Genomic DNA, 21,376 nt, shown 5'->3' on the forward strand with positions numbered 1-21,376 from the left:
ATGACGGGCCGCTTCGGCACCGGATGAAATCACTCTCCGGGGGATAACAATGGTCGTAACCAAGAAACAGGTAATTGACTGGCTGGATGCGTCGGCAGCGGTGTTTGAACAACAACAGGAGTTTCTGACCAATCTGGATCGTGAGATTGGCGATGCCGACCACGGGTTAAACATGAACCGTGGCTTCAAAAAGGTGAAAGAAAAACTGCCGACGCTGGAAGATAAGGATATCGGCACCATTTTGAAAAATACCGGCATGGTGCTGTTATCAAGTATTGGCGGTGCCAGTGGACCGCTGTATGGCACTTTTTTCATTAAATCCGCCGAGTGCGTAATGGCGAAAGAAGAACTGACGGTGACAGATTTGTACAACATGTACCGGGAAGGGACGGATCGTATCAGCGCACGCGGTATGGCGCATCCGGGTGATAAAACCATGGTGGATACGCTGTCAGCCATTGTCACGTCGTTGCAAAACCAGCAGGAAGCACCATTGGCAACAGCATTGAGTAGTACCTTGCAGGCTGCTGAGGCGGCAATGAAAAGCACCATTCCGATGAGGGCAGGGAAGGGACGCGCCAGTTATCTTGGCGAGCGATCCATCGGCCATCAGGACCCAGGTGCCACGTCCAGCTATCTGCTGTTTAAAACACTTTGTGAGGTTGTTGATTAACAGTTGCAGTCCTCAATAAGGTTATGACATATGGTCAATATCGTGGTGGTTTCTCATAGCAAAAAACTGGCTGACGGGGTTGTTGAGCTGGCGTCGCAAATGACGCAGGGAAAAGTGAAGTTCGCGGTGGCGGCAGGGATGGATGACCCGGAGAATCCGATAGGCACTGACCCGGTTGCAATCATGGCGGCCATTGAGGCTGTCATGGATGACGATGTATTGGTGATGGTCGATATGGGAAGCGCAATTCTCAGTACCGATATGGCGATGGAACTGCTGGGCGAGGAGGCCATGGCCCGGGTTCAGGTCTGCGCGGCACCGCTGGTGGAAGGCACTGTCGCAGCGGCGGTGGCAGCAGCGGCGGGTCAGCCCATCGGCCAGGTCATCACCGAGGCACACCAGGCGCTGGCGGCTAAATATGCCCAGCTGAATCAGAGCGACTGGCTGGCCGGTACACCAGCGCCAGTGAGCGACACCAGCAACTATCCTTTGCACTTTTCCTGGACCATAACCAACCCGACCGGTATCCATGCCCGCCCGGCATCGGTGATTGCCCGTAGCCTGAGTCAATTCGATGCCGATGTACAGCTGGCCAACGGTGATCGCGCGCTCAACGCGAAGAGTATGAACAACGTGGCACGACTGGCTATCAAATGTGGCGATGTGGTTACCCTGCATGCGCGCGGGCCGCAGGCGCAGCAGGCGATAGACGCTTTTGCTGCACTGGCCGCGACACAATTCGGTGATGAGGTGCAGGAGACCGTTGCGGTGGACGACGCGAAGAAAAAATCGCCAGCGTGGTTATCTGTCACTGTCTGCCGTATTGAACGGGGGAAGCCGCAGCTCCCGACGCGAACGGCTGAAGCAAAACCACAGGCACTTGCCCGGCTCAGCGATGCAATAACGGCCGCGCAACAGGAGCTGGCGGCATTGGTCACCACCACGGGAAAGCAATTATCTGACAAAGAGGCAGCTATTTTCTCCGCGCATCAGATGATGTTGGAAGATAGCGAACTTTATGATGCGACGTGTGAAAAGATGGACCAACAAAGTGCGCCTGTTGAGCACCTTTGGCTGGCAACCATCAGCCAGATGGCGGATGAGTATCGGGCCATTGAAGATGCTTATTTACGCGAAAGATATGTGGATGTTTATGACGTCGGCATACGGGTACTGCGGTTGCTACTCGGGCACCCGTTATTGACCTTGCCACAGCGGCACACCCCTACGCTGATTATCGCTAATTATTTGTTGCCTTCCGAAATCATGGCACTGGATAGTGCCTGGATTGAGGGCATTTATTTTACCGACATTGGTGTCCATTCCCACCCGGCACTGCTGGCAGCCGCACGCGGCATCCCGGTGTATATCGATAGCGCACAGCGTACCCAGGCATATCAGGATGGCACGGTGGTTAAGCTGTCTGGTGATTCCGGCGAGATTTTACCGCTGTAGCGATTAAGCAGAATGAACCGTGGTTTCAAAAATACTTCGCAGCCAATAGACGCGAGTCACACGAATCTTGTATGGTACGGCTCAGGAACATCCCACAGACCAGGCTCATGGTCTGACTGAAACCCCCTTAGGAAACGTGATGAAAAACTGGAAAACAAGTGCAGAACAGATCCTGACAACCGGACCGGTCGTACCGGTCATTGTGGTGAACAAACTCGAACACGCTGTGCCGATGGCAAAAGCGCTGGTTGCGGGTGGTGTGCGTGTGCTGGAAGTGACCCTGCGTACCCCTGTCGCGATGGATGCGTTACGCGCCATGATTAAAGAAGTCCCCGAGGCGATTGTCGGGGCGGGCACCGTTATCAATCCTCAGCAATTGAAAGAAGTGACCGATGCTGGTGCACAGTTCGTCATAAGCCCGGGCATTACCGAGCCGTTGCTGCGTGCCGCAGTAGAAGGGCCAGTGCCGTTAATCCCGGGGATCAGCACTGTCTCTGAGCTGATGACCGGTATGGATTACGGCCTGCGTGAGTTTAAATTCTTCCCGGCAGAAGCGAATGGCGGAGTGAAAGCGCTACAGGCTATCGGCGGACCTTTCCCGCAGGTGCGTTTCTGCCCGACGGGTGGCATTTCACCGGCAAACTACCGCGATTATCTGGCGCTGAAAAGCGTGCTGTGCATCGGAGGTTCCTGGCTGGTGCCAAACGATGCGCTGGAAGCAGGCGACTGGGATCGTATTACGCGCCTGGCGCAAGAGGCGGTGGCTGGCGCTAAGTAAGCCATAATCGCTCTCCGTTACCGGCAGTGCGCTGCCGGTACATCAATTCTCACTGTTGCTGGCAAACGTTGTTTTAAGCCGTTCAATAAACAAGCGTGTTTTGGTATTTACATACTTTGCATTGGGTGTAATGGCGTGCATTGGCAGCGTTGGGCAAGCCCATGCGGGTAAAACCTGGACTAACTCACCGCTTGAAAGATGGCGATTAAAAACAAAAGCCGGGCCATAAGCGATCCCGGCATGTGCCAGCGCGACTTCCAGCATGATCGCGGTATTGTTGGCGAGAAAACGTCGTTTATCATCTGCCTGAATCCATCCCTGTTTATCATCATAAAAATGCCAGGGCGCGGCATTATGGTTACCCAGGTAACCTATCAGCGTATGACCGTGTAGTTCAGCCGGTGTCGCCGGCGCACCCGCAACGGCCAGATAGGCTGGGGTGGCACAGGCCAGTAATGGGCAATCCGCAATTTTTCGCGCAATTAACTCTGAGTCGGGTAGATGACCGATACGGAGCGCCAAATCGATACCATCCTCCACTAAATCGATGAAGCGATCCTGTAACTGCAGTGTAATGTTTACCGCAGGAAAATCGGCCATAAACTGTGCAATCAACGGGCCGAGATACAAGGTACCAAAAGTCACAGGGGCTGCGATACGTAAGGTTCCGGTTGGGTTACTTTGTATGTCTGCCGCTTCACGATTGGCCTCTGCCCAGGCTTCAAGAATATGTTTGCTGCTGGTCATGTATTTTTGCCCAGCGTCAGTCAGACTTAACCGCTGCGTCGTGCGTTCAACCAATCTCGCGGCAACCCTTTGCTCCAGCGAGGCGAGATAACGGCCAGCCATCACTGCTGATAACCCCAGTTTTCTTGCCGCCGCCGCGATGCTGCCTTCTTCCACTGCGGCCACGAATACTGCCAGCTCCGTGAAGCGATCCATAATTCCCCATGCGTATTTTAAGTATGTAATCTATGAACCATGACGATAATTCCCTATTTAAATGTAATGACGCAAGATCTGTCGCAACAAAATGAACATTTCTCTAAACAGGAGGGAAAATGAAAATTATTGCGAACGGTGTTGAGCTGAATATTACAGAATATGGTCAAGGGGAGACTGCCCTGGTGTTTCTGCATTTCTGGGGTGGATCGTCTTTGACATGGCAGGGAGTGATGGCTCGTTTGAACGAGGATTTTCGTTGTGTCGCCATTGATGCACGCGGCGCTGGCGCTTCTGCTGCACCTGCCAGTGGCTATAACACTGGGGATCATGCTGATGATGTACAGGCGGTGATTCAGACTCTGGAATTACAACGCTATATCCTGGTGGGGCATTCTATGGGGGGAAAAGTCGCACAGTTGATTGCCAGCCGCCGCCCGCAGGGACTGTCTGGTGTGGTGCTGGTTGCCTCATCACCACTTGCGCCCATGTCTATCAGTGATGAGCAGAGGGAAATGATGCGTACGGCTTATGCCAGTGAAGAAGCGGCTCGCTGGACAGTGGAAAATATTCTGATTGCCTCGCCGATCGCGACAGAAGCGAAGCAACAGCTTATTCAGGACGCATTGCGTATGGACCCTTTAGCGGTCAGTGGCTGGCTCGATAGCAGTTCAAAAGAGGATTTGCACGCGGTGGCCTCTGCCATAAGGGTACCGGTGGTGATAGTGACAGGGGAGTGTGATCAGGTTGACCCACTGACAGTGGTGGAAAGACAAATCGCCGTGCACTTTCCCGGCGCGCCATTGCATATTCTTCCAGGTAAAGGGCACCTGTTACCACTTGAAGCGGCATCTGAGGTCGCCGACATCGTGCGCAATTTTGCGGCAACCGTGCGATAAAGTTAACAGCGGTGAGCACAAGGCTCACCGCTTCAGGAATTAACCTTCGACTTTCACCGCAGCCGCGCTGGCAATGGCGCGGGCGATGGCATCATCGGTATTTTCACCCGTAGCGAGCGCGACACCCAGGCGACGCTGGCCCGCAATTTCCGGCTTGCCAAACAGGCGCAGTTGCAGACCAGCACCCAGCGCCGCTTCGACATTAACGAAACGCACATTGTTGCTTTCCAGCTGCGGCAGGATCACCGCCGAGGCCGCCGGGCCATACTGGCGAATGCCGCCAATCGGCAGACCGAGGAAGGCACGCACATGCAACGCGAACTCTGACAGATCCTGTGAAATCAGCGTCACCATACCGGTATCGTGCGGGCGTGGTGAGACTTCGCTAAAGATGACCTCATCACCGCAGACAAACAACTCCACACCAAACAGGCCGTAGCCGCCCAGTGCTTTCACCACTTTCTCGGCGATGTCCTGGGCGCGTTGCAGCGCCAGATCGCTCATCTGCTGCGGCTGCCAGGATTCACGATAATCGCCGTCTTCCTGGCGATGACCGATCGGGGCGCAGAAATGAATGCCATCCACAGCGCTGATGGTCAGCAGGGTGATTTCGAAATCAAACTTCACCACACCTTCCACAATCACGCGACCGGCACCGGCACGACCACCCTGCTGAGCGTAATCCCATGCTTTGTCCAGCTGGCTGGCATCACGAATAAAGCTCTGACCCTTGCCTGATGAACTCATCACCGGTTTCACGATGCATGGGAAGCCGATGGTGTCAGCGGCGGCGACAAAGTTTTCTTTGCTATCGGCAAACTGGTAGGTGGACGTCGGCAATGCCAGTTCTTCCGCCGCCAGACGACGAATGCCTTCGCGGTTCATGGTCAGACGTGCCGCGCGTGCGGTAGGTACCACTTTTTGTCCCTGAAGCTCCAGTTCCAGCAATTTTTCCGTGGCAATAGCCTCAATTTCCGGCACCACAAAATCGGGTTTTTCCTGAGCAATCAGCGCGGCCAGTGCATCACCATCCAGCATGTTAATCACATGGCTGCGATGGGCAACGTGCATGGCCGGGGCATCGGCGTAGCGATCGACAGCAATCACTTCCACACCAAGACGCTGGCACTCCAGTGCCACTTCTTTGCCCAGCTCGCCTGAACCTAACAGCATGACACGCGTTGCGGCAGGACGCAGCGCGGTTCCGAGAGTCGTCATAATTTCACCTTAGCAGTCAAAATGCGCGCGCAGTATATACGAAAACGTTTGCGTTCTCACCTTTTCGCCCTGATAAGGTTTGCCTTACTTTTCTCCGCTCTGACATTTCCTGACATCTTCTGCGGCAGCATGTGAAACCGGAATCCTAAACAGGAGTTAAACGATGAATAACTGGTTGCAGCAAATTCAATCGATACTGAAAAAGCAGGGAGGCGCGGGTCAGGGGAGTGGCCTCAGTGACATGCTGGCACCCGGCGCGTTAGGTGGGCTGGCAGGATTGCTGATCGCCAGCAAATCTTCACGCAAGCTGCTGACCAAATACGGCGGAAAAGCGTTAATTATTGGTGGTAGCGCGGCAGCGGGTGCCGTGCTGTGGAACAAATACAAACAGCGGGTGAGTGAAAGCCATCAGAATGAAGCGGGTTATGGTCAGTTGCAAACACCGCTGGACCAGCGCGCAGCACGTCTGGTGACCGCGCTGGTATTTGCGGCTAAAAGTGACGGACATATTGACGAGCGTGAACGTGCGACCATCGAACAAAATATTCAGCAGGCTGGCTATGGCGCGCAGGCGGAAGCGCTGATTCAACAGGCGATGAATCGCCCGCTGGATCCGCACTGGTTGGCTGCGGATGTAAAGAATGAGGAAGAGGCACTGGAACTCTACTTCCTCAGTTGCGCAGCCATTGATCTCGACCATTTTATGGAGCGCAGCTACCTCTCTGCGTTGGGGGATGCATTAAAAATCCCCCAGGATGTACGTGAGGAAATGCAAAAAGATCTTATTGCGGAGAAAGCGGCACTCCCCGCCAGTTAACCTGCTCAGGCCACATCAGTGGCCTTCGTTTACATTTTCCTGCCAGCTAATGGCTTGGCTTCGCGCCCAATCGGTGCCACGCTTGCAGAATGTTGTCTCTTCAGGGAAATGAACAATGATAAATCAGCCCAAGGCCAAAAAAATCCCCCATCAAATGACGCTGCACGGGGAAACGCGCACGGACAATTACTTCTGGTTGCGTGACGATGATCGGCAAAACCCCGAGGTGCTCGACTATCTGCATGCCGAAAATGATTACGGCAAAGCGATGATGGCATCACAGACACACCTGCAGGAGCGGGTGCTGAAGGAGATCATTGACCGCATTCCGCAGCAGGATCATTCCGTACCCTATGTCAAAAATGGCTATCGTTACCAAAGCCGTTATGAAAGCGGCAACGAATACGCAGCTTATTATCGCCAACCCAAAGAGGCTGGCACCGATGCGGAGTGGCAACTGCTGCTGGATGGCAACCAGCGTGCATCGCACAGTGACTTCTACACCATGGGCGCGCTGGCAATAAGCCCTGATAATCAGGTGATGGCGCTGGCGGAAGATTTCCTCTCACGCCGCCAGTACGGAGTCCGTTTTCGTAATCTGCAGAGCGGCAGCTGGTACCCCGAGGTGTTAAGCGATGCATCGTCCAGCCTGGCGTGGGCCAATGATTCACGTACTATCTATTATGTGCGCAAACACCCGCAAACCTTGCTGGCTTATCAGGTCTGGCGTCATGAACTGGGTCATCCGCAATCTGATGACCAGCTGGTTTATGAGGAAAAGGACGATACCTTCCACCTTAGCGTGCACAAAACCACCTCCGAACACTTTATTCTGATCGCGTTATTCAGCACCACCACCAGTGAAATCCAGCTGATTGATGCGGAGTATCCTGATGCACAGCCCCAGGTGTTTTGTCCGCGCCGACGCGATCATGAGTACACCGTTGATCACTACAATCATCAGTTCTACATCCGCTCCAATCGCGAGGGTAAAAACTTTGGTTTATACCGCAGCGCCTGGCTGGCGGAGCATCGCTGGCAAACGCTGATCCCGGCGCGCGAGCAGGTGGTGCTGGAGGATTTTCAGCTGTTTACGCATTGGCTGGTGGTTGAGGAGCGTTCCCGCGGCGTTACCAGCCTGCGGCAGATCCACTGGGAAAGCGGAGAAAGCACTGGCATCGCGTTTGATGACCCAACGTATGTCACCTGGCTGGCCTACAATCCCTCACCGGACAGCGATACGTTGCGCTATGGTTACTCGTCAATGACCACACCAACTACCCTGTTCGAACTGAATATGGAAAGCGGCGAACGTCGGGTGTTAAAGCAAACGCCGGTACCGGGCTTTAATCCTGACGACTACAAAAGTGAACATCACTGGATCACCGTTCGTGATGGCACCGAAGTTCCGGTTTCGCTGGTGTATCATCGCCAGCATTTCCAGCCAGGCAACAATCCGTTGCTGGTATACGGCTATGGCGCTTATGGCAGCAGTATGGACGCCAGCTTTGGCACCAGCCGCATCAGCCTGCTGGAGCGTGGATTTGTCTATGCGATTATCCATGTGCGCGGCGGTGGTGAACTGGGGCAGCAGTGGTATGACGATGGCAGGCTGCACAACAAGATCAATAGCTTCACTGATTTTATTGATGTGACGGAAGCCCTGGTGGCAAAAGGATTTGGTCACCCGCAACAGCTGTATGCCATGGGGGGCAGTGCCGGAGGCTTACTGATGGGGGCGGTGATTAATATGGCGCCGCAGCTCTACCACGGCGTAGTGGCGCAGGTGCCGTTTGTTGATGTGGTGACGACCATGCTCGATCCCTCTATTCCCCTGACCACCGGGGAATACGATGAGTGGGGCAACCCCGAACAGGCGGAGTATTATCACACCATTAGCCAGTACAGCCCCTATGACAATGTGGCTGCGCAAGCTTATCCACATCTGCTGGTGACCACCGGCCTGCATGATTCACAGGTGCAATACTGGGAACCGGCGAAATGGGTGGCAAAACTGCGTGAGCTCAAAACCAATGATACGTTGCTGCTGCTGTGCACGGATATGGATTCCGGCCACGGCGGAAAGTCGGGGCGCTTTAAATCCTATGAAGGGGTGGCGCTGGAATTTAGTTTCCTGATTGGCCTGGCACAGGGCGTGTTACCCGATCACAGCGACTACTGATCCGTCTTCACGTATTTACGCAGCGCCTGCCGCAACGGTGGGCGCAAATCGCGCACGTTCTCCAGCACCCAGCGCAGATAGCCAGGATCTTTGCGTGCAATGCTACCGATGCTCTGTCCGCGATATTTGCCAAAGGGGAAAACATCATCGGCGACCGGTGCGGGTTGGCAGCGACTCACCATTTGTGCCGCGTCCCAGCCGGATTTTTCCATAATGCGAATCAGCAAGGCGGCGGTGATATAGCAGTCATACAACGCGCGGTGCGCATGCAAATCAGCGGGTGGTGTCACATCCAGCTTCAGGCTATGGCGCAGCGCCTGGTTGCCATATTTCTGGCCGGGCCACAGCTGGCGCGCCAGCGTCATGGTGCAAATCCATTCACCAGGCATTTCCGGCAGCATCCGACGATCAAAGCTGGCATTATGCGCGACATAATGGGCGCTACCATGATAACGGCCAATCGCCTGTTCAATGGGCGGTTTATCCGCCACCATGGCTTCGGTGATGCGATGCACCGCCATTGCTTCACGGCTGATAGGACGATCCGGGCAAACCAAATCACTCATCGGATTGAGGATTTGTCCGTCAATAACGTCTACCGACGCCACCTCGACCACGCCACCCTGCAAACCGCAAGTTTCGGTATCGATAACTCGTAACATAGGTTATTTCTGCTTCGGTTCGTAAGGCAGGCGGGAAAGGCTGAGTGACGCCTGGCGATAATGCATCAAACGCTGGCGAAACCACTCACGTAGCGCTTGCGGTTGCTCCCGCTCCACCAAATCGGCGACGACCGGCATATTGTAGCGCTCTTTGAAAGCCACTCCGGCGGCAGCCAGATCGACATTCACTTTGTCTTTCTCTTCCTGCGACAGCAGGGCAAGGTTTTGACTCATGCTTTTCTCCTGTTAACAGGGGCAAAAGTAATGTTTTCATCGTTAAGGATCAAGGGAAAAGGGATCGCATTGCAGGTCTCGACACCCGAAGATCAGCAGCGTATCCTGCTGCCACGCCTGCGGTGGATTGCCGCAATAAAGAGATGACCTGATGAAGAAGACGACCTTAACCCGCATTGCGGCGCTGTTGCTGGCATCATCCACGCTGGCATTTAGTCAGTTTGCCCTGGCCCATGCTCACCTTAAAACGCCGGTTCCAGCTGACAAATCAACCGTTGAAACCTCACCGCAAGCGCTAACGCTGACCTTTACGGAAGATGTTGAACCCGCTTTTAGTGGCGTGGAGATCCGTAATGCGCAGAATCAGGTCGTGCCAGCAGACAAGGCCATGCTCAATGATAAGCAACATGATCAGCTGATTGTTCCGCTCAGTCAGCCGCTGCCTGCCGGCAGCTATCAGGTAAACTGGCACGTGCTCTCGGTAGATGGTCATAAAACCAAAGGCAGTTATACATTTAGCGTGAAATAATGAGCCTGGGTACGCTGTGGATCAGCCTGCGGGTATTCCACTTTCTATCCGCGTTGTTGCTCACCGGCAGCGCGTTCTACACCGCACTGCTGGCACCGAAGCGTTTCCGTCCGATACTGGCGCAACGCCTGTCAGCCATCCTGAAGTTAAGTGCGGTAGTAAGTTTATTCAGCGCCGTGCTGATGCTCGCGACGCAAACGGGCCTGATGAGTGGTGACTGGCATAACGTTGTAGATAGCGATACCTGGCTGGCGGTTTTAGCGACGCGTTTTGGCCAGGTGTGGCGCTGGGAGATCATGTTTGCCTTACTCAGCGTGCTGGCATTCCTGCTGCGCGGCAACGTGCGACAGCAATTGTTGTTGTTGACCGGATTGTTGCAGCTGATCACGTTAGCCGGGGTAGGGCATGCTGCGATGCACGATGGCTGGCAGGGTACGTTGCAACAAACCAATCATGCATTACATCTGATATCGGCAGCATTCTGGAGTGGGGGCCTGCTGCCACTGCTGCTGCTGATGCGTGAAGCCCGCAAGATAGCGCACCGCACCGATGCCATCCGCAGCATGATGCGTTTTTCCCGCTATGGGCATTTAGCCGTAGCACTGGCGTTGTTAACGGGCATTTTCAATAGCCTGCTGATTGCCGGATCACCGCTGCAATGGCATCAAACACCGTGGAGTGAGTTGCTGATTGCTAAGGTGTTGTTAGTGATGTTGATGGTGACCGTTGCGGTGATCAACCGTTACTGGCTGGTGCCGCGTTTTCGCCTGGCGGGCAGTCGCGCAGCCACGATTTTTATTCGCCTGACGCAGTTTGAACTGCTGTTGGCGGTTGTTGTTATCGGGCTGGTTAGCGTGTTTGCCACGCTGGCTCCAGCCTGAATCATCTATACCGATTGAATGTATGAGGACGACATTTTGCTGAAGAAACTGATTCCAGCTTGTGTACTGCTGACCCTGTGCAGCCAGGCGATGGCGGCACAGATTATTACCATCAGCCGTTTTGAGATTGGCAAAGACAAATGGCCGTTCACGCGTGAAGAAGTAATGCTGAGCTGTGAGAAGGATGGTGCGTTGTTCGCCATCAACCCCAGCACGCTGTTGCAGTACCCGTTGAATGACAAAGCCGAAGCAAACCTGAAATCGGGCCGTGGCACCACGGAATCCATCAGTTCAATTCAGGCGGAAGACAAAGCCCACCCGGGACAGAAGATGAGTCTCGAGCCAATTATCGCCCGCGCTCAGGCGCTGTGCAGTCAGTAATCCCTGTCTGAGAGGCGTGGCAACCCGCTACGCCACCTTCCTGCGCTATTCTGCCGTTGCGATCACAGAGTCGGCAGCTTTCCTTCCCTGATGTGATGGTTGGCTGGAAAATAATCACCTGTGGTCTACCTTTAAAAGGCAAGGCGACCTCGCCTGCATTAATGCCAACTTTTAGCGCACGGCTCTTCAAGAGCCATTTCCCTGGACCGGATACAGGAATCGTATTCGGTCTTTTTTTGTCCGAAATATTTGATTACTGCCCGTCCTTCGAAGGGTAAATGTTACGAATAAAGCCAGCAACCCGCCTCGGTAGAGGCAATCATCAGTATATAACTGCTCTGCTCCTTGTTCTGAATGATTAAATTCTTCTAAGTCCTCCGCTGACGCCGCGACACCAAATGGTTGTGACTAACTTCACGAACGCGAGTAAAACTGCGGTTGTGGGGCTATATTTTTAGGATAAATCTGAGATAATTTACTTGCCCCTTCAAGAGCTAAGCCATAGAGAGTGCCGGAGATAAGCGCCGGGTGGGGTACTAATCATTGGTAAAGGCCGCAGAAATGCGGCCTTTTTCCTTTTTTACCCACGGTTTGTGTGATACCTGATCGACTCCCCCGGAACACTGCCGGAGATAAACAAAACCTGTCTGATGATGCTAATTACTCGATTAGGATCTTTTCGCTATGTTAGCTTAACGTCAAACCAGCCATACAGATGCCGCCGATCAAGATGAGAAGAACCGCAATGTATAAGCCTGCCTGCTTTTTCATCATCCTGCTGCTTAGCGGATGCGCTCTGAAACAGTACCCACAATCCGCAAAGGTAAGTGATGAAGAAGCTAAAAATGATGATTGCGCAACATTGCAGCAGGAAATAGCCAAAAGCCATGACGTTCAGCAACAGATCGCGAAGACCGGGCAGTTTGATGCGTTAACGGTGATTGGCTTTGTGGGGGATTTTGGTATCGGCAACGGGATTGCTAAAGCCAGAGCCAACCAAAAGGCCACCGAACGATTGCGGCAACTGGAGGCGCTGGAAGCGGTACGTTGCCACAATGCATCATAGATAGCTGTCCACCCGCAAATATCCTGAGAGCCTGCCGGGCAAAAAAATGGTATAAGATGACGCTTTATTGTTGTTGCCTGCTTATAAGGATCCTACATGGCAAATACGCAATACCTTCTCTGGGTGATGATTGGCACATTAACCTTATTATCGGTGTTTATTTCCGCGCTGGTTGGTCGGGCTAAATCGCCACGACTGGGTTTCATTACCTTTGCGGTATTATTTCTGGGCTTTATGGCCGCGATTTTCTTTATCACGCGCTAGCTAATGACTTATCCTCAGCAGCAGGTTGCCGCGCTGTTTGTGTGGCAACCATGCCAGGGGGTTAAGAAGCGGGGCGCAGTGCTTTACGGTGTTGTGCGATAAGTTGGTCGGCAAGATAGCGATCTTCTTCGTGTTGGGTAATGTAATATTCGTAAGGATCTTTTATACCCAGACTCTCAATATATTCCAGATGAGCACGTTTTATTTCGCGGTTAATATATTGCACTTCATCCATACCCATATCATCAGCATAAACCGGTGCTTTGCTTTTAATCTCAGCAATTAACAGTTTGTTATTTTGCATAAAGGTTTCCAAATCAATCTTATAATAATCTTTCATAAACGGCTCCCTCTCAAACTACGTTTGTATAAGCCTGGCAAAAAACGGGGAGGCTATGTGGCTGTGGATGCTTACCATTTCATCTCGCCGTTTCCAGCGGGCAATGTCCATCGTCAAATCCTAACAATCTGATTTATTGAGAGATTAGTTGTCGTGTTGAGGGTTTTTAGTGAGAATGATAGTTAATATCATTTAACTTGATCGGAATACTCCGAAGAACTACAGTAGCTGCCGTCCCTCGCAGAGCTAACACCTTCAATGAGTGCCGGAGATAAGCGCCGGAAGGGACGTTCATCAGGGCTGCAGGATGCGGCCGCTGCTGAATCTGGCAGCGACATCACCCTTATCCCACCACCAGCAAATGTACCAGCCGTGCAAGCGTTTCCAACAGCAATACGCTGCCGACAAAAATGACTACCAGTACGCCAATAAATTGTTTACGGCTGTTCACGCTTCCCTCCGATGCCTGCAGGTCGCCAGGCTATACTTTAAGCCGGATTCACTAAACTTCCAGTAAACCAGCTTTCAGGAGACCAATATGTTTTATCAAACGGTCAATGCGGAAGCATGGCGCCACATCTGGGTAGTTGGCGATTTACACGGTTGTCGCACTCAGCTTGATTCACAATTGATTCTGCATCAGTTTGATACGCAGCAGGATTTATTAATTTCCGTCGGTGATTTGATCGATCGGGGACCCGACAGTCCCGGTTGTCTGGCATTGCTGGATGAACCCTGGTTTCGATGTGTACGTGGCAATCATGAACAGATGGCTATCGCGGCGTTGCAGGGCGAGGACCCGATGCTATGGCTGATGAATGGGGGGGAATGGTTCTGGCAATTGCGCGGCAGTGAGGTGATTGCAGCGCGTCATGCGCTAAAGCGTTGTGCTGCATTGCCGTTGATTTTGCATCTGCAACTCGCCGACCGCGTGGTGGTGATCGCCCATGCGGATTATCCGGCCAGTCACTACTCACTGGGGCAAGAAGTTGACTGGCATCAGGTGGTGTGGAGCCGCGACCGGCTGGGGCGACATCAGCGCGGTAACTCGGCAGCAATTGAGGGGGCAAGCGATTTTTATTTTGGCCATACCCCGCTGGAGCAACCGCTCAACGCTGCCAATCAACATTATATCGATACCGGTGCCGTATTCGGCAACCGGCTCACGTTGGTGCAGCTGCAGTAACCTTTACCGAAACAAACGACCATCGCGCACCAGCTCGCGCGGGTAGCTATTCTTGATACGATTGCCGACCTTTTTTGCCAGACCGAGTGTCTGCTGCTGCCAGGTCACAATCACCTCATCCCGTTCGGGCAGATGCTCCGGATGGATATCCTGACCGCGATACCAGCTTTCCGCTTCGGCCTCCGTCAGCGCAAAGGCCAGCGAACTATCCGGCTGTGCCAGAGCGACCACGGCTTCGTGTTGCCAGCGATACCCTTTCGGGAAGGTTTCCGCGAGTTTTATACCGATGCGCGAGAAGCGCACTTTACCCAGCCAGCTTTCCAGCGCGGCGGGGAACAGCCACAATTCTTTATCACGCTGCCATAACAGCAAATTATCGTCCCAGTGCAGGCCAACTTTTGCTGCTGCCTGCATCACTTCAGCCGTCAATTTCCGGCTGGCAGGTGAAAAGGGGAGTTTGCCGACTTTATAAGTTGGAACGGGTAATGCCGATACGCTGGTGGTTTTACGCAGACGTGCGACAAAGAAGCCTTCGCTGTCGAAGATTTGCGGGAACACATGCAGGAAGCCTTCTGGCGTCAGCGCCTTTTCGGCACCCGCGAACAGGCCATCCAGCGGTATAATTTCGACAGCATCAGGATAACGTTGCTGCAGCCAGCTGATGACCTGCTGATTCTCAATCTGGTTGAGCGTACAGGTGGAATAAATCAGCGTGCCGCCAGGTTGCAGGGCGTGAAAAGCGCTGTCAATCAGGTCGCGCTGGGTGGCGGCGATGTCCTCAGTGCTGGCCAGGGTCCAGTTACGCAGCGCATCGGCATCTTTACGTACTACGCCTTCTCCGGAGCAGGGGGCATCCAGCAGGATGGCATCAAACTGCTCAGGCAATGCCGCACCAAACACACGACCATCGAAATGGGTCAGGGCGACATTGCTGACCCCACAGCGGCTGATATTGGCATGTAACACCTTTACCCGGCTGGCGGAGTATTCATTAGCCAGAATCGCGCCATTATTGTGCATCAACGCCGCCATTTGCGTGGTTTTAGAGCCAGGTGCTGCGGCAACATCCATCACCTGACGCGCATCGGGCGCGGCATCAAACAATGCCGTGACCGGCAGCATCGAGCTGGCTTCCTGAATATAAAACAACCCGCTAAGATGTTCCGCCACGCTGCCCAGCGGCAGCGATTCGTCGTCGCGATCAATCCAGAATCCTTCAGCGCACCACGGAATGGGCGTCAGTCGCCAGCCGTAATGTGCGGTACACGCCAGAAAATCAGACACGCTGATTTTTAAGGTATTCACACGCAAGCTGCGGCGTAACGGTTGCTGGCTGATGGCGAGAAAACGTTGCAGTTCTTCATCGTTGGGCAGGCTGGCACGCATCAGCGTGAGGAAATCTTCAGGAAAACGTTCGGACACGGGTTTCTTCCGGGGATAGCAAACAGAGCGCGAAGTGTAACACGCGAAAGAGAATCGGGCAGCCAGGCTGCCCGATTTGCTTAGGGTTGTGCGGGGTCGGGAATCGCGGTTCCCCAGTTGCGCCAGTCTTTCGGCGCTTCATCCTGCAACAGGAAGTGTTTGTTCGCACCCGCCTGCGGTGCCAGTGGCACGGTTGGCGGGGTGGCAAACTGAATCCCGCCCTGAATAAATTGCTGGAAGGTGCCGGTTTTGACCACGCCGCCAATCAGGCCGAAATTCAGGTTATAGCCGGATGCCAGCCAGAACACCGAATTGTTGCGCACCAGATGCTGATATTTCTTACTGATGCGTAGCGCCACCTGGACGCGGTCCGCCATATTGCCCAGCGAGGTGCCGGTAACGGTACCGACTTCCACCCCACGGAACAGCACCGGTGTACCCACCGAGAGTGAACCGGCTTCTGTCGCGTCAACAAAGATTGTCAGACCATTGAGATAACGTGAATCGGTAATGGTGCTGTCCTGAAGCTCAAAAGTGCGCGCCTGGGCACCTTTGCCCGGATCGACGTTGACATAAGGTTGCAGTAGGGTCTCAAGATGGTTGACGCCAGCGGCAGAAATCTGCGGAGAGACCACCGAGAAACGGCTGCCGATACGGGCAAAGTCCTGTACGTATTCCGGATACAGTACGGCTTTTGCCACCACCTGGTTGTTGTCGGCACTCAGTGAGAGCGACTCGACCTGGCCGACGTTAATGCCAAGATAACGAATCGGCATGCCGGCTGACAGTTTGCTGGCATCATAGGTGTGCAGCGCAATCTGGCTGCCTACGGCGCGTGCGGCGGTTTCCGAAGCATAAAGTACCCGTTTCACCCCTTTTGCCGCTTGCGCACCGCTCAGGTTATCGAAACTGATGGCACCTTTCAGCGCACGATTCAGTGGTGATGCCTGCACGGTCAGACCGCTACCATTCAACTGCACCTTGGCACCCCCCTCGGCCCAGAACACGCTTTCGCTGGTAAGCAGTTTGCGATACTGCGGTTCGATATGAATCGAGATTTCAAAGGCATCGGCGCGCGGCACAACATTGACCACTTCACCCACCTGGAATTTACGATACAGCACCACAGAACCGGTCTGAACATCAGGCAGGCTGCTGGCTGTCAGTTTCAGCGTGGCAGGGGGCTGATCGCCAATAATCCCTTCCTCTGCACGCTCAGCATCGCCATACAATGGGTAACGCATCTGCGGGTTGCCTTTTGCCCCCGGAACCAGACGGATACCGCCATCCACCCATTCACGTGCACTGGCACCCAGTACCTGCATGCCATCAAGGCCGAATTTCACGTCAATGCGGCTGTTAACGATAAATTTGCTGTCACCGTGTACCAGATGGCGATATTCCGGATTGATGGCCACCACAAAACTGATGCCTTTTTCGTCCAGTTCCCGTGAGATGACCTGGCCTATCTTCATGCCGTAGAGCATCACCGGTTGTCCGGCGTCGATACCGTAGGTTTCTGGCGCATTAAGTTGCAGCGTCAGGACATCCGGTTTTTGCAGCAAAGATTCACTGGCCGGTAATACGCTAAAGTGATCCTGCGGCTGACCTTCTCCGGGCACCAGTTCAAAGGTATTGCCGGTTAACAGGCTGCTGAGATTGGTATCTGTCAGGCTGATTTTTGGCGAGCGCATTTCAATGCGGGTGCCCGTACGCATCAATCCGGCGACGGAGGGATCAACGGTTAATTCCCCGGTCACTTTACCGCCAGGCAGCAAATTCAGCTTGGTTAAGGTGCCCACTTCCAGCCCCTGATACATCAGCGGCGTGCTGTCTGCTTTCAGGTTATCACCGCTCGGCAGGTCGAGGCTGACTTGCACCCCGCGCTGGCTTTGTGCGAGGTCGGGATAGAGCTGGTAGTTTTGATCGGTGTCAGCCTGCTGGCCTTCGTTGGGAGAATCGAAGGCAATGGCACCATTAACCAGTGCCGCCAGACTCTCCAGTTTGACTTTGGCCCCACTCAGACTGATATCTGCGTCCACGCCAGAAACATTCCAGAACCGACTCTGTTTTTTCACCAGATTAATGAAGCGGCGCTCAATCAGCACATCAATGGTCACGCCATCAGTATTACTGTTGATGCTGTAGTCATAGACCCGGCCAACCGGAATTTTGCGGTAATACACCAGCGAACCGGTATTCAGCGAGCCGAGATCGGGTGCACGCAGGTGGATCAATAACTCACCGGTATTCACACGGTATTTCGGTTGCGTATCCAGCGCTGTGAAGTGTTCCTGTGGGTTACCGCTGCCCGGCATCATACTGATGTAGTTGCCACCTACCAGGGCATCTAACCCGGAGACCCCGGCCAGCGAGGCTTTTGGTGTCACCAGCCAGAACTGGGTGTTGTCGCGGAGTGCATCACGCATGTCGCTTTTAATGCTGGCTTTAATCTGGATGCTACGATAGTCATTGCTCAGCACGATACCCTGCACCGTACCCACTTCCACGCCCTGATAGCGAATAGGCGTACGCCCCGGCACGATACCGTCGGCAGTCTGGAAGTTGATGGTGATGATGGTCCCGCGTTCCTGATAATTGGTCCATAACAGCCATGCGGCAATCAGCAGGGCGATAATGGGCAGTAACCAGAACGGCGAAATCTTGCGTTTGTTTCGCAGATTTGCGCTAGTCGGTGTAGTCGGCGTTTCCTGTTGCATGTGCATCCCAGATCAGGCGGCTGTCAAGCCACTCTACAGCCATAATGGTCAGGATCACTGCCGAGCCAAAATAGAGCGCGGCAGGTCCCATGGTAAATGCCAGCAGCTGGTCACGATTGACCAGCGACATGGTTAATGAAATGACGAACAGATCCAGCATCGACCAGCGACCAACCCAGGTCACGGCGCGCAGCAAGCGGATGCGGGTTTTCAGCCCCTGTTCACATTTGAAATGAATACTGAGCAGCAGCGTTAACATCACCAGCACTTTGGTAAAGGGCACCAGAATACTGGCGATAAACACCACCGCTGCCACCGGAATATTGCCGGAAGCCAGGCCGAGAATACCGGAAAAAATGGTGTCCTCGCGCCGCGCCCCGTTAACATACACCACCGAAATCGGCAGCAGATTGGCAGGAATGAGCAGCACGATGGAAGCAATTAATGATGCCCAGGATTTTTGCAGGCTGTGGCGGCGGCGATAATCCAGCGGCGTATGGCAGCGGGTACAGCGCCCGCGATCATCTGCCATACCGGTGTGATGGCAGTTCAGGCAAACCTGCCATTGCTCAGGCGGTGAGGTGGGGACTGCCTGCGGATAATAATGCTCCCACAGTTGCTCGACATTAAGATGAATCAGCGTCAGCACGCTAAGTACCGTCAGTGCAATATAAGCCACCATGCCATAACCCACTTCCAGCGTGGCGTAGTCCTGTACTTTGATGGACGCCACCGCGACGCCGACCAGGTAGATATCCAGCATCACCCATTCTTTCAGCTTCTCCAGCATCAGCAATACCGGACGCAGATTCATCCCCAGCGCGTGACCGATGCCCAAATAGCTAATGCCCGCCACCAGCGTCATGGGGGCGCCAATGGTGCAAAACGCCACGATGGATGCGGTGATGACATCGCCTTGCTGCGTCATCTGTACCACCCCTTCCAGCAGGCTGGCATTAATGCGCATACCCAGCAGCCGGATATCCACCAGCGGCAGGCTAAAAGCGAACGGCATCAGCATCAGCATGGTGACCGCCATCGCGGTCAGACGCGTCATTGACCAGTCAAAACCACTCTGAATACGAGCGTGACAACGCGGGCAGTAGGCCGCCTGATGCGATTTAACATCCGGTAAGGAAAAAAGGGTATCGCATTGCGGACAACGCTGATAACGTGCGTGGGGCAACGTCTGGCTGATAGCGTGAATTTTCATAGGGTGACGCAAGTGGCCCATCGTTCGTTACAGTTACCGGCATGTCAGGCAGCAGGTTGCTGGCTGAGACATCTGTGGTGGCATGAAGTTCGATCCACAGAAAGCTAAGGGTATAGTAACTAACACAATGATTCACCTTGTGACGCTGGATAATTAGTGCTTATTTTAACAACTGAGTGACACACGCGGCTTCGCTGCGTCGAATTATGGTTAAACAATGAACAAAAAAGCCTTTTACGAGGATTTAAATCGCGATGCGCGTGCGCTGCTGGCGGGTGAAACCTCTTTCCTCGCTGCGCTGGGTAATTGCAGCGCGTTACTGTTTGAACGCCTGGAAGGCGTCAACTGGGCAGGTTTTTATTTGCTGACTGAAGCGAATACGCTGGTACTGGGTCCCTTCCAGGGCAAAATTGCCTGTGTGCGTATTGCTGTAGGCAAGGGTGTTTGTGGCACGGCGATTGCAGAAGAGAAAGTGCAGCGCGTGGAAGATGTGCACGCTTTCCCCGGTCATATCGCCTGTGACGCCGCCAGTAATGCGGAAATCGTGATTCCTCTGAAAGTGAATGGCACGTTAGTCGGTGTGCTGGACATCGACAGTACGGTTTATTCTCGCTTCGATAGTGAGGATGAAGCGGGGCTGGTGGCCCTTACTGACGGGCTTTGTGAAGTACTGGCGGGCAGCGACATTGAAAAATTTCTTCAACTGACGCGCAGCTAATCGACTGGATCACATAGCATTTGGCGATGTTGTCATTATAATGTCGCCTGTTCATGCCTGCTCTGGTCGGCAAACCCGTTGTAATCAGGAAATTTCATGGAAAATCAACCTAAGTTGAATAGCAGTAAAGAAGTGATCGCCTTTCTGGCGGAGCGTTTTCCGCACTGCTTTAGCGCCGAAGGTGAAGCGCGTCCGCTCAAAATCGGTATCTTTCAGGATCTGGTCGAGCGTGTTCAGGGCGATATGGGCCTGAGCAAGACGCAACTGCGTTCGGCCTTGCGTCTTTATACCTCAAGCTGGCGTTACCTTTACGGCATTAAAGCGGGTGCCATCCGTGTTGACCTCGACGGCAACGCCTGTGGCGTGCTGGATGAGCAACATGTTGAACATGCGCGCAAACAGCTGGAAGAAGCGAAAGCGCGTGTTCAGGTACAGCGCGAGCAACAAAAAGCGAAGAAACGTGAAGCAGGTGAAGAGACGGGCGAACGTCGTCCGCGCAAACCGGCTCCGCGTAAAACCGCTGAAGGTGATGCGCCGCGTAAACCGCGTCCGCAGGCACCGCGTGCCGCCTCTGCTGAACGTAACGCTGCGCCACGCCCACCGCGAGCTAAACCCATCACTGATACCTCAACTTTGCAACCCGGCCAGAATATTAAAGTTAAAGCAGGCAAAAGTGCGATGGACGCAACCATTCTTGAAATTACTAAAGATGGCGTTCGGGTACAGCTCGCTTCCGGCATGGCAATGATTGTGCGCGCAGAACATTTGCAGTTCTGAAACGGAGGCTGACCCTGGC

The 21,376-nt window shown here is 53.8% G+C and carries 22 protein-coding genes; 14 read left to right on the top strand and 8 right to left on the bottom strand.

Annotation, left to right across the window (positions count from 1 at the left end; genetic code table 11):
• Positions 1-49 precede the first annotated feature (49 nt).
• The 3 genes from dhaL to RCF31_RS01925 all read left to right on the top strand — a co-directional run bounded on the left by dhaL (position 50) and on the right by RCF31_RS01925 (position 2,906).
• The gene (gene dhaL / locus RCF31_RS01915) at positions 50-673 is read left to right on the top strand and encodes a dihydroxyacetone kinase subunit DhaL (RefSeq protein WP_416412318.1); all 624 of its coding nucleotides are present in this window, start codon (positions 50-52) and stop codon (positions 671-673) included.
• A gap of 30 nt (positions 674-703) precedes the next feature.
• Positions 704-2,128, top strand: a complete 1,425-nt coding sequence (dhaM, locus tag RCF31_RS01920) for a dihydroxyacetone kinase phosphoryl donor subunit DhaM (protein WP_416412319.1) — start codon at positions 704-706, stop codon at positions 2,126-2,128.
• A gap of 139 nt (positions 2,129-2,267) precedes the next feature.
• The gene (locus RCF31_RS01925) at positions 2,268-2,906 is read left to right on the top strand and encodes a bifunctional 4-hydroxy-2-oxoglutarate aldolase/2-dehydro-3-deoxy-phosphogluconate aldolase (protein WP_084875359.1); all 639 of its coding nucleotides are present in this window, start codon (positions 2,268-2,270) and stop codon (positions 2,904-2,906) included.
• A gap of 42 nt (positions 2,907-2,948) precedes the next feature.
• Here the strand turns inward: RCF31_RS01925 and RCF31_RS01930 are convergent, their stop codons facing one another.
• Entirely contained in the window at positions 2,949-3,848 is a 900-nt protein-coding gene (locus tag RCF31_RS01930; RefSeq protein ID WP_416412321.1) for a LysR family transcriptional regulator, read from the bottom strand.
• A 119-nt stretch (positions 3,849-3,967) separates the two neighbouring features.
• Between RCF31_RS01930 and RCF31_RS01935 the strand changes: the two genes are divergently transcribed.
• On the top strand, positions 3,968-4,747 hold the full coding sequence (locus tag RCF31_RS01935; RefSeq protein ID WP_416412322.1) for an alpha/beta fold hydrolase: 780 nt from the start codon (positions 3,968-3,970) through the stop codon (positions 4,745-4,747).
• Between the two features lie 39 nt (positions 4,748-4,786).
• Here RCF31_RS01935 and purT read toward each other — a convergent pair whose 3' ends face one another.
• Entirely contained in the window at positions 4,787-5,965 is a 1,179-nt protein-coding gene (gene purT, locus RCF31_RS01940) for a formate-dependent phosphoribosylglycinamide formyltransferase (protein ID WP_299451563.1), read from the bottom strand.
• A gap of 163 nt (positions 5,966-6,128) precedes the next feature.
• Here purT and RCF31_RS01945 point away from each other — a divergent pair, with 163 nt between their 5' ends.
• Positions 6,129-6,782, top strand: coding sequence for a tellurite resistance TerB family protein (locus RCF31_RS01945; RefSeq protein WP_416412323.1), 654 nt, complete (start codon positions 6,129-6,131; stop codon positions 6,780-6,782).
• Between the two features lie 118 nt (positions 6,783-6,900).
• Positions 6,901-8,964 (top strand): prolyl oligopeptidase family serine peptidase, encoded by a 2,064-nt coding sequence (locus RCF31_RS01950; RefSeq protein ID WP_416413193.1) that lies wholly within the window; start codon positions 6,901-6,903, stop codon positions 8,962-8,964.
• Here the strand turns inward: RCF31_RS01950 and exoX are convergent.
• Both exoX and RCF31_RS01960 read right to left on the bottom strand, forming a co-directional pair.
• The gene (exoX, locus tag RCF31_RS01955; protein ID WP_416412324.1) at positions 8,958-9,626 is read right to left on the bottom strand and encodes an exodeoxyribonuclease X; all 669 of its coding nucleotides are present in this window, start codon (positions 9,624-9,626) and stop codon (positions 8,958-8,960) included. The genes RCF31_RS01950 and exoX overlap by 7 nt on opposite strands.
• A 3-nt stretch (positions 9,627-9,629) precedes the next feature.
• Positions 9,630-9,860 (bottom strand): DNA polymerase III subunit theta, encoded by a 231-nt coding sequence (locus RCF31_RS01960; protein ID WP_084875343.1) that lies wholly within the window; start codon positions 9,858-9,860, stop codon positions 9,630-9,632.
• A gap of 151 nt (positions 9,861-10,011) precedes the next feature.
• Here RCF31_RS01960 and copC point away from each other — a divergent pair, with 151 nt between their 5' ends.
• From copC to RCF31_RS01985, 5 genes are all read left to right on the top strand, one after another.
• Positions 10,012-10,389, top strand: a complete 378-nt coding sequence (copC, locus tag RCF31_RS01965) for a copper homeostasis periplasmic binding protein CopC (protein WP_416412325.1) — start codon at positions 10,012-10,014, stop codon at positions 10,387-10,389.
• Positions 10,389-11,270 (top strand): copper homeostasis membrane protein CopD, encoded by an 882-nt coding sequence (copD, locus tag RCF31_RS01970; protein WP_416412326.1) that lies wholly within the window; start codon positions 10,389-10,391, stop codon positions 11,268-11,270. Before copC ends, copD begins: the two co-directional genes overlap by 1 nt.
• A 33-nt stretch (positions 11,271-11,303) precedes the next feature.
• Entirely contained in the window at positions 11,304-11,651 is a 348-nt protein-coding gene (locus RCF31_RS01975; protein WP_416413194.1) for a YebY family protein, read from the top strand.
• Between the two features lie 745 nt (positions 11,652-12,396).
• Positions 12,397-12,717 (top strand): hypothetical protein, encoded by a 321-nt coding sequence (locus tag RCF31_RS01980; protein WP_416412327.1) that lies wholly within the window; start codon positions 12,397-12,399, stop codon positions 12,715-12,717.
• A gap of 96 nt (positions 12,718-12,813) precedes the next feature.
• Positions 12,814-12,981: a hypothetical protein gene (locus RCF31_RS01985; protein WP_167379245.1), complete on the top strand. Its 168-nt coding sequence runs from the start codon at positions 12,814-12,816 to the stop codon at positions 12,979-12,981.
• A gap of 61 nt (positions 12,982-13,042) precedes the next feature.
• Here RCF31_RS01985 and RCF31_RS01990 read toward each other — a convergent pair whose 3' ends face one another.
• Positions 13,043-13,321, bottom strand: coding sequence for a DUF6388 family protein (locus RCF31_RS01990; protein ID WP_299451546.1), 279 nt, complete (start codon positions 13,319-13,321; stop codon positions 13,043-13,045).
• Positions 13,322-13,859: 538 nt separating this feature from the next.
• Between RCF31_RS01990 and RCF31_RS01995 the strand changes: the two genes are divergently transcribed.
• Positions 13,860-14,507 carry a metallophosphoesterase gene (locus tag RCF31_RS01995; RefSeq protein ID WP_299451544.1) on the top strand — a complete coding sequence of 216 codons (648 nt, stop codon included), beginning with the start codon at positions 13,860-13,862 and terminating at the stop codon, positions 14,505-14,507.
• Between the two features lie 3 nt (positions 14,508-14,510).
• Here RCF31_RS01995 and rsmF read toward each other — a convergent pair whose 3' ends face one another.
• The 3 genes from rsmF to yebS all read right to left on the bottom strand — a co-directional run bounded on the left by rsmF (position 14,511) and on the right by yebS (position 19,862).
• Positions 14,511-15,893, bottom strand: coding sequence for a 16S rRNA (cytosine(1407)-C(5))-methyltransferase RsmF (gene rsmF, locus RCF31_RS02000; RefSeq protein ID WP_416413195.1), 1,383 nt, complete (start codon positions 15,891-15,893; stop codon positions 14,511-14,513).
• A gap of 116 nt (positions 15,894-16,009) precedes the next feature.
• Complete coding sequence (locus RCF31_RS02005) at positions 16,010-18,649, bottom strand: MlaD family protein (protein ID WP_416412328.1); 2,640 nt, start codon at positions 18,647-18,649, stop codon at positions 16,010-16,012.
• The gene (yebS, locus tag RCF31_RS02010; RefSeq protein ID WP_416412329.1) at positions 18,618-19,862 is read right to left on the bottom strand and encodes a membrane integrity lipid transport subunit YebS; all 1,245 of its coding nucleotides are present in this window, start codon (positions 19,860-19,862) and stop codon (positions 18,618-18,620) included. The genes RCF31_RS02005 and yebS overlap by 32 nt, the downstream gene beginning before the upstream one ends.
• A gap of 217 nt (positions 19,863-20,079) precedes the next feature.
• Between yebS and RCF31_RS02015 the strand changes: the two genes are divergently transcribed.
• Both RCF31_RS02015 and proQ read left to right on the top strand, forming a co-directional pair.
• On the top strand, positions 20,080-20,580 hold the full coding sequence (locus tag RCF31_RS02015) for a GAF domain-containing protein (RefSeq protein WP_084875316.1): 501 nt from the start codon (positions 20,080-20,082) through the stop codon (positions 20,578-20,580).
• 96 nt (positions 20,581-20,676) lie between these two features.
• The gene (gene proQ / locus RCF31_RS02020; protein ID WP_084875314.1) at positions 20,677-21,357 is read left to right on the top strand and encodes an RNA chaperone ProQ; all 681 of its coding nucleotides are present in this window, start codon (positions 20,677-20,679) and stop codon (positions 21,355-21,357) included.
• The last annotated feature ends 19 nt before the right edge of the window (positions 21,358-21,376 follow it).

The sequence above is a fragment of the Pantoea sp. App145 genome (genome assembly GCF_047947045.1).
GTDB lineage: Bacteria > Pseudomonadota > Gammaproteobacteria > Enterobacterales > Enterobacteriaceae > Pantoea.

Bases quoted from the DNA above. Each gene is read 5' to 3' on its own strand.
- dhaL (WP_416412318.1), top strand. From the start codon at position 50: ATGGTCGTAACCAAGAAACAGGTAATTGACTGGCTGGATGCGTCGGCA.
- dhaM (WP_416412319.1), top strand. From the start codon at position 704: ATGGTCAATATCGTGGTGGTTTCTCATAGCAAAAAACTGGCTGACGGG.
- RCF31_RS01925 (WP_084875359.1), top strand. From the start codon at position 2,268: ATGAAAAACTGGAAAACAAGTGCAGAACAGATCCTGACAACCGGACCG.
- RCF31_RS01930 (WP_416412321.1), bottom strand. From the start codon at position 3,848: ATGGATCGCTTCACGGAGCTGGCAGTATTCGTGGCCGCAGTGGAAGAA.
- RCF31_RS01935 (WP_416412322.1), top strand. From the start codon at position 3,968: ATGAAAATTATTGCGAACGGTGTTGAGCTGAATATTACAGAATATGGT.
- purT (WP_299451563.1), bottom strand. From the start codon at position 5,965: ATGACGACTCTCGGAACCGCGCTGCGTCCTGCCGCAACGCGTGTCATG.
- RCF31_RS01945 (WP_416412323.1), top strand. From the start codon at position 6,129: ATGAATAACTGGTTGCAGCAAATTCAATCGATACTGAAAAAGCAGGGA.
- exoX (WP_416412324.1), bottom strand. From the start codon at position 9,626: ATGTTACGAGTTATCGATACCGAAACTTGCGGTTTGCAGGGTGGCGTG.
- RCF31_RS01960 (WP_084875343.1), bottom strand. From the start codon at position 9,860: ATGAGTCAAAACCTTGCCCTGCTGTCGCAGGAAGAGAAAGACAAAGTG.
- copC (WP_416412325.1), top strand. From the start codon at position 10,012: ATGAAGAAGACGACCTTAACCCGCATTGCGGCGCTGTTGCTGGCATCA.
- copD (WP_416412326.1), top strand. From the start codon at position 10,389: ATGAGCCTGGGTACGCTGTGGATCAGCCTGCGGGTATTCCACTTTCTA.
- RCF31_RS01980 (WP_416412327.1), top strand. From the start codon at position 12,397: ATGTATAAGCCTGCCTGCTTTTTCATCATCCTGCTGCTTAGCGGATGC.
- RCF31_RS01985 (WP_167379245.1), top strand. From the start codon at position 12,814: ATGGCAAATACGCAATACCTTCTCTGGGTGATGATTGGCACATTAACC.
- RCF31_RS01990 (WP_299451546.1), bottom strand. From the start codon at position 13,321: ATGAAAGATTATTATAAGATTGATTTGGAAACCTTTATGCAAAATAAC.
- RCF31_RS01995 (WP_299451544.1), top strand. From the start codon at position 13,860: ATGTTTTATCAAACGGTCAATGCGGAAGCATGGCGCCACATCTGGGTA.
- rsmF (WP_416413195.1), bottom strand. From the start codon at position 15,893: ATGCGTGCCAGCCTGCCCAACGATGAAGAACTGCAACGTTTTCTCGCC.
- RCF31_RS02005 (WP_416412328.1), bottom strand. From the start codon at position 18,649: ATGCAACAGGAAACGCCGACTACACCGACTAGCGCAAATCTGCGAAAC.
- yebS (WP_416412329.1), bottom strand. From the start codon at position 19,862: ATGAAAATTCACGCTATCAGCCAGACGTTGCCCCACGCACGTTATCAG.
- RCF31_RS02015 (WP_084875316.1), top strand. From the start codon at position 20,080: ATGAACAAAAAAGCCTTTTACGAGGATTTAAATCGCGATGCGCGTGCG.
- proQ (WP_084875314.1), top strand. From the start codon at position 20,677: ATGGAAAATCAACCTAAGTTGAATAGCAGTAAAGAAGTGATCGCCTTT.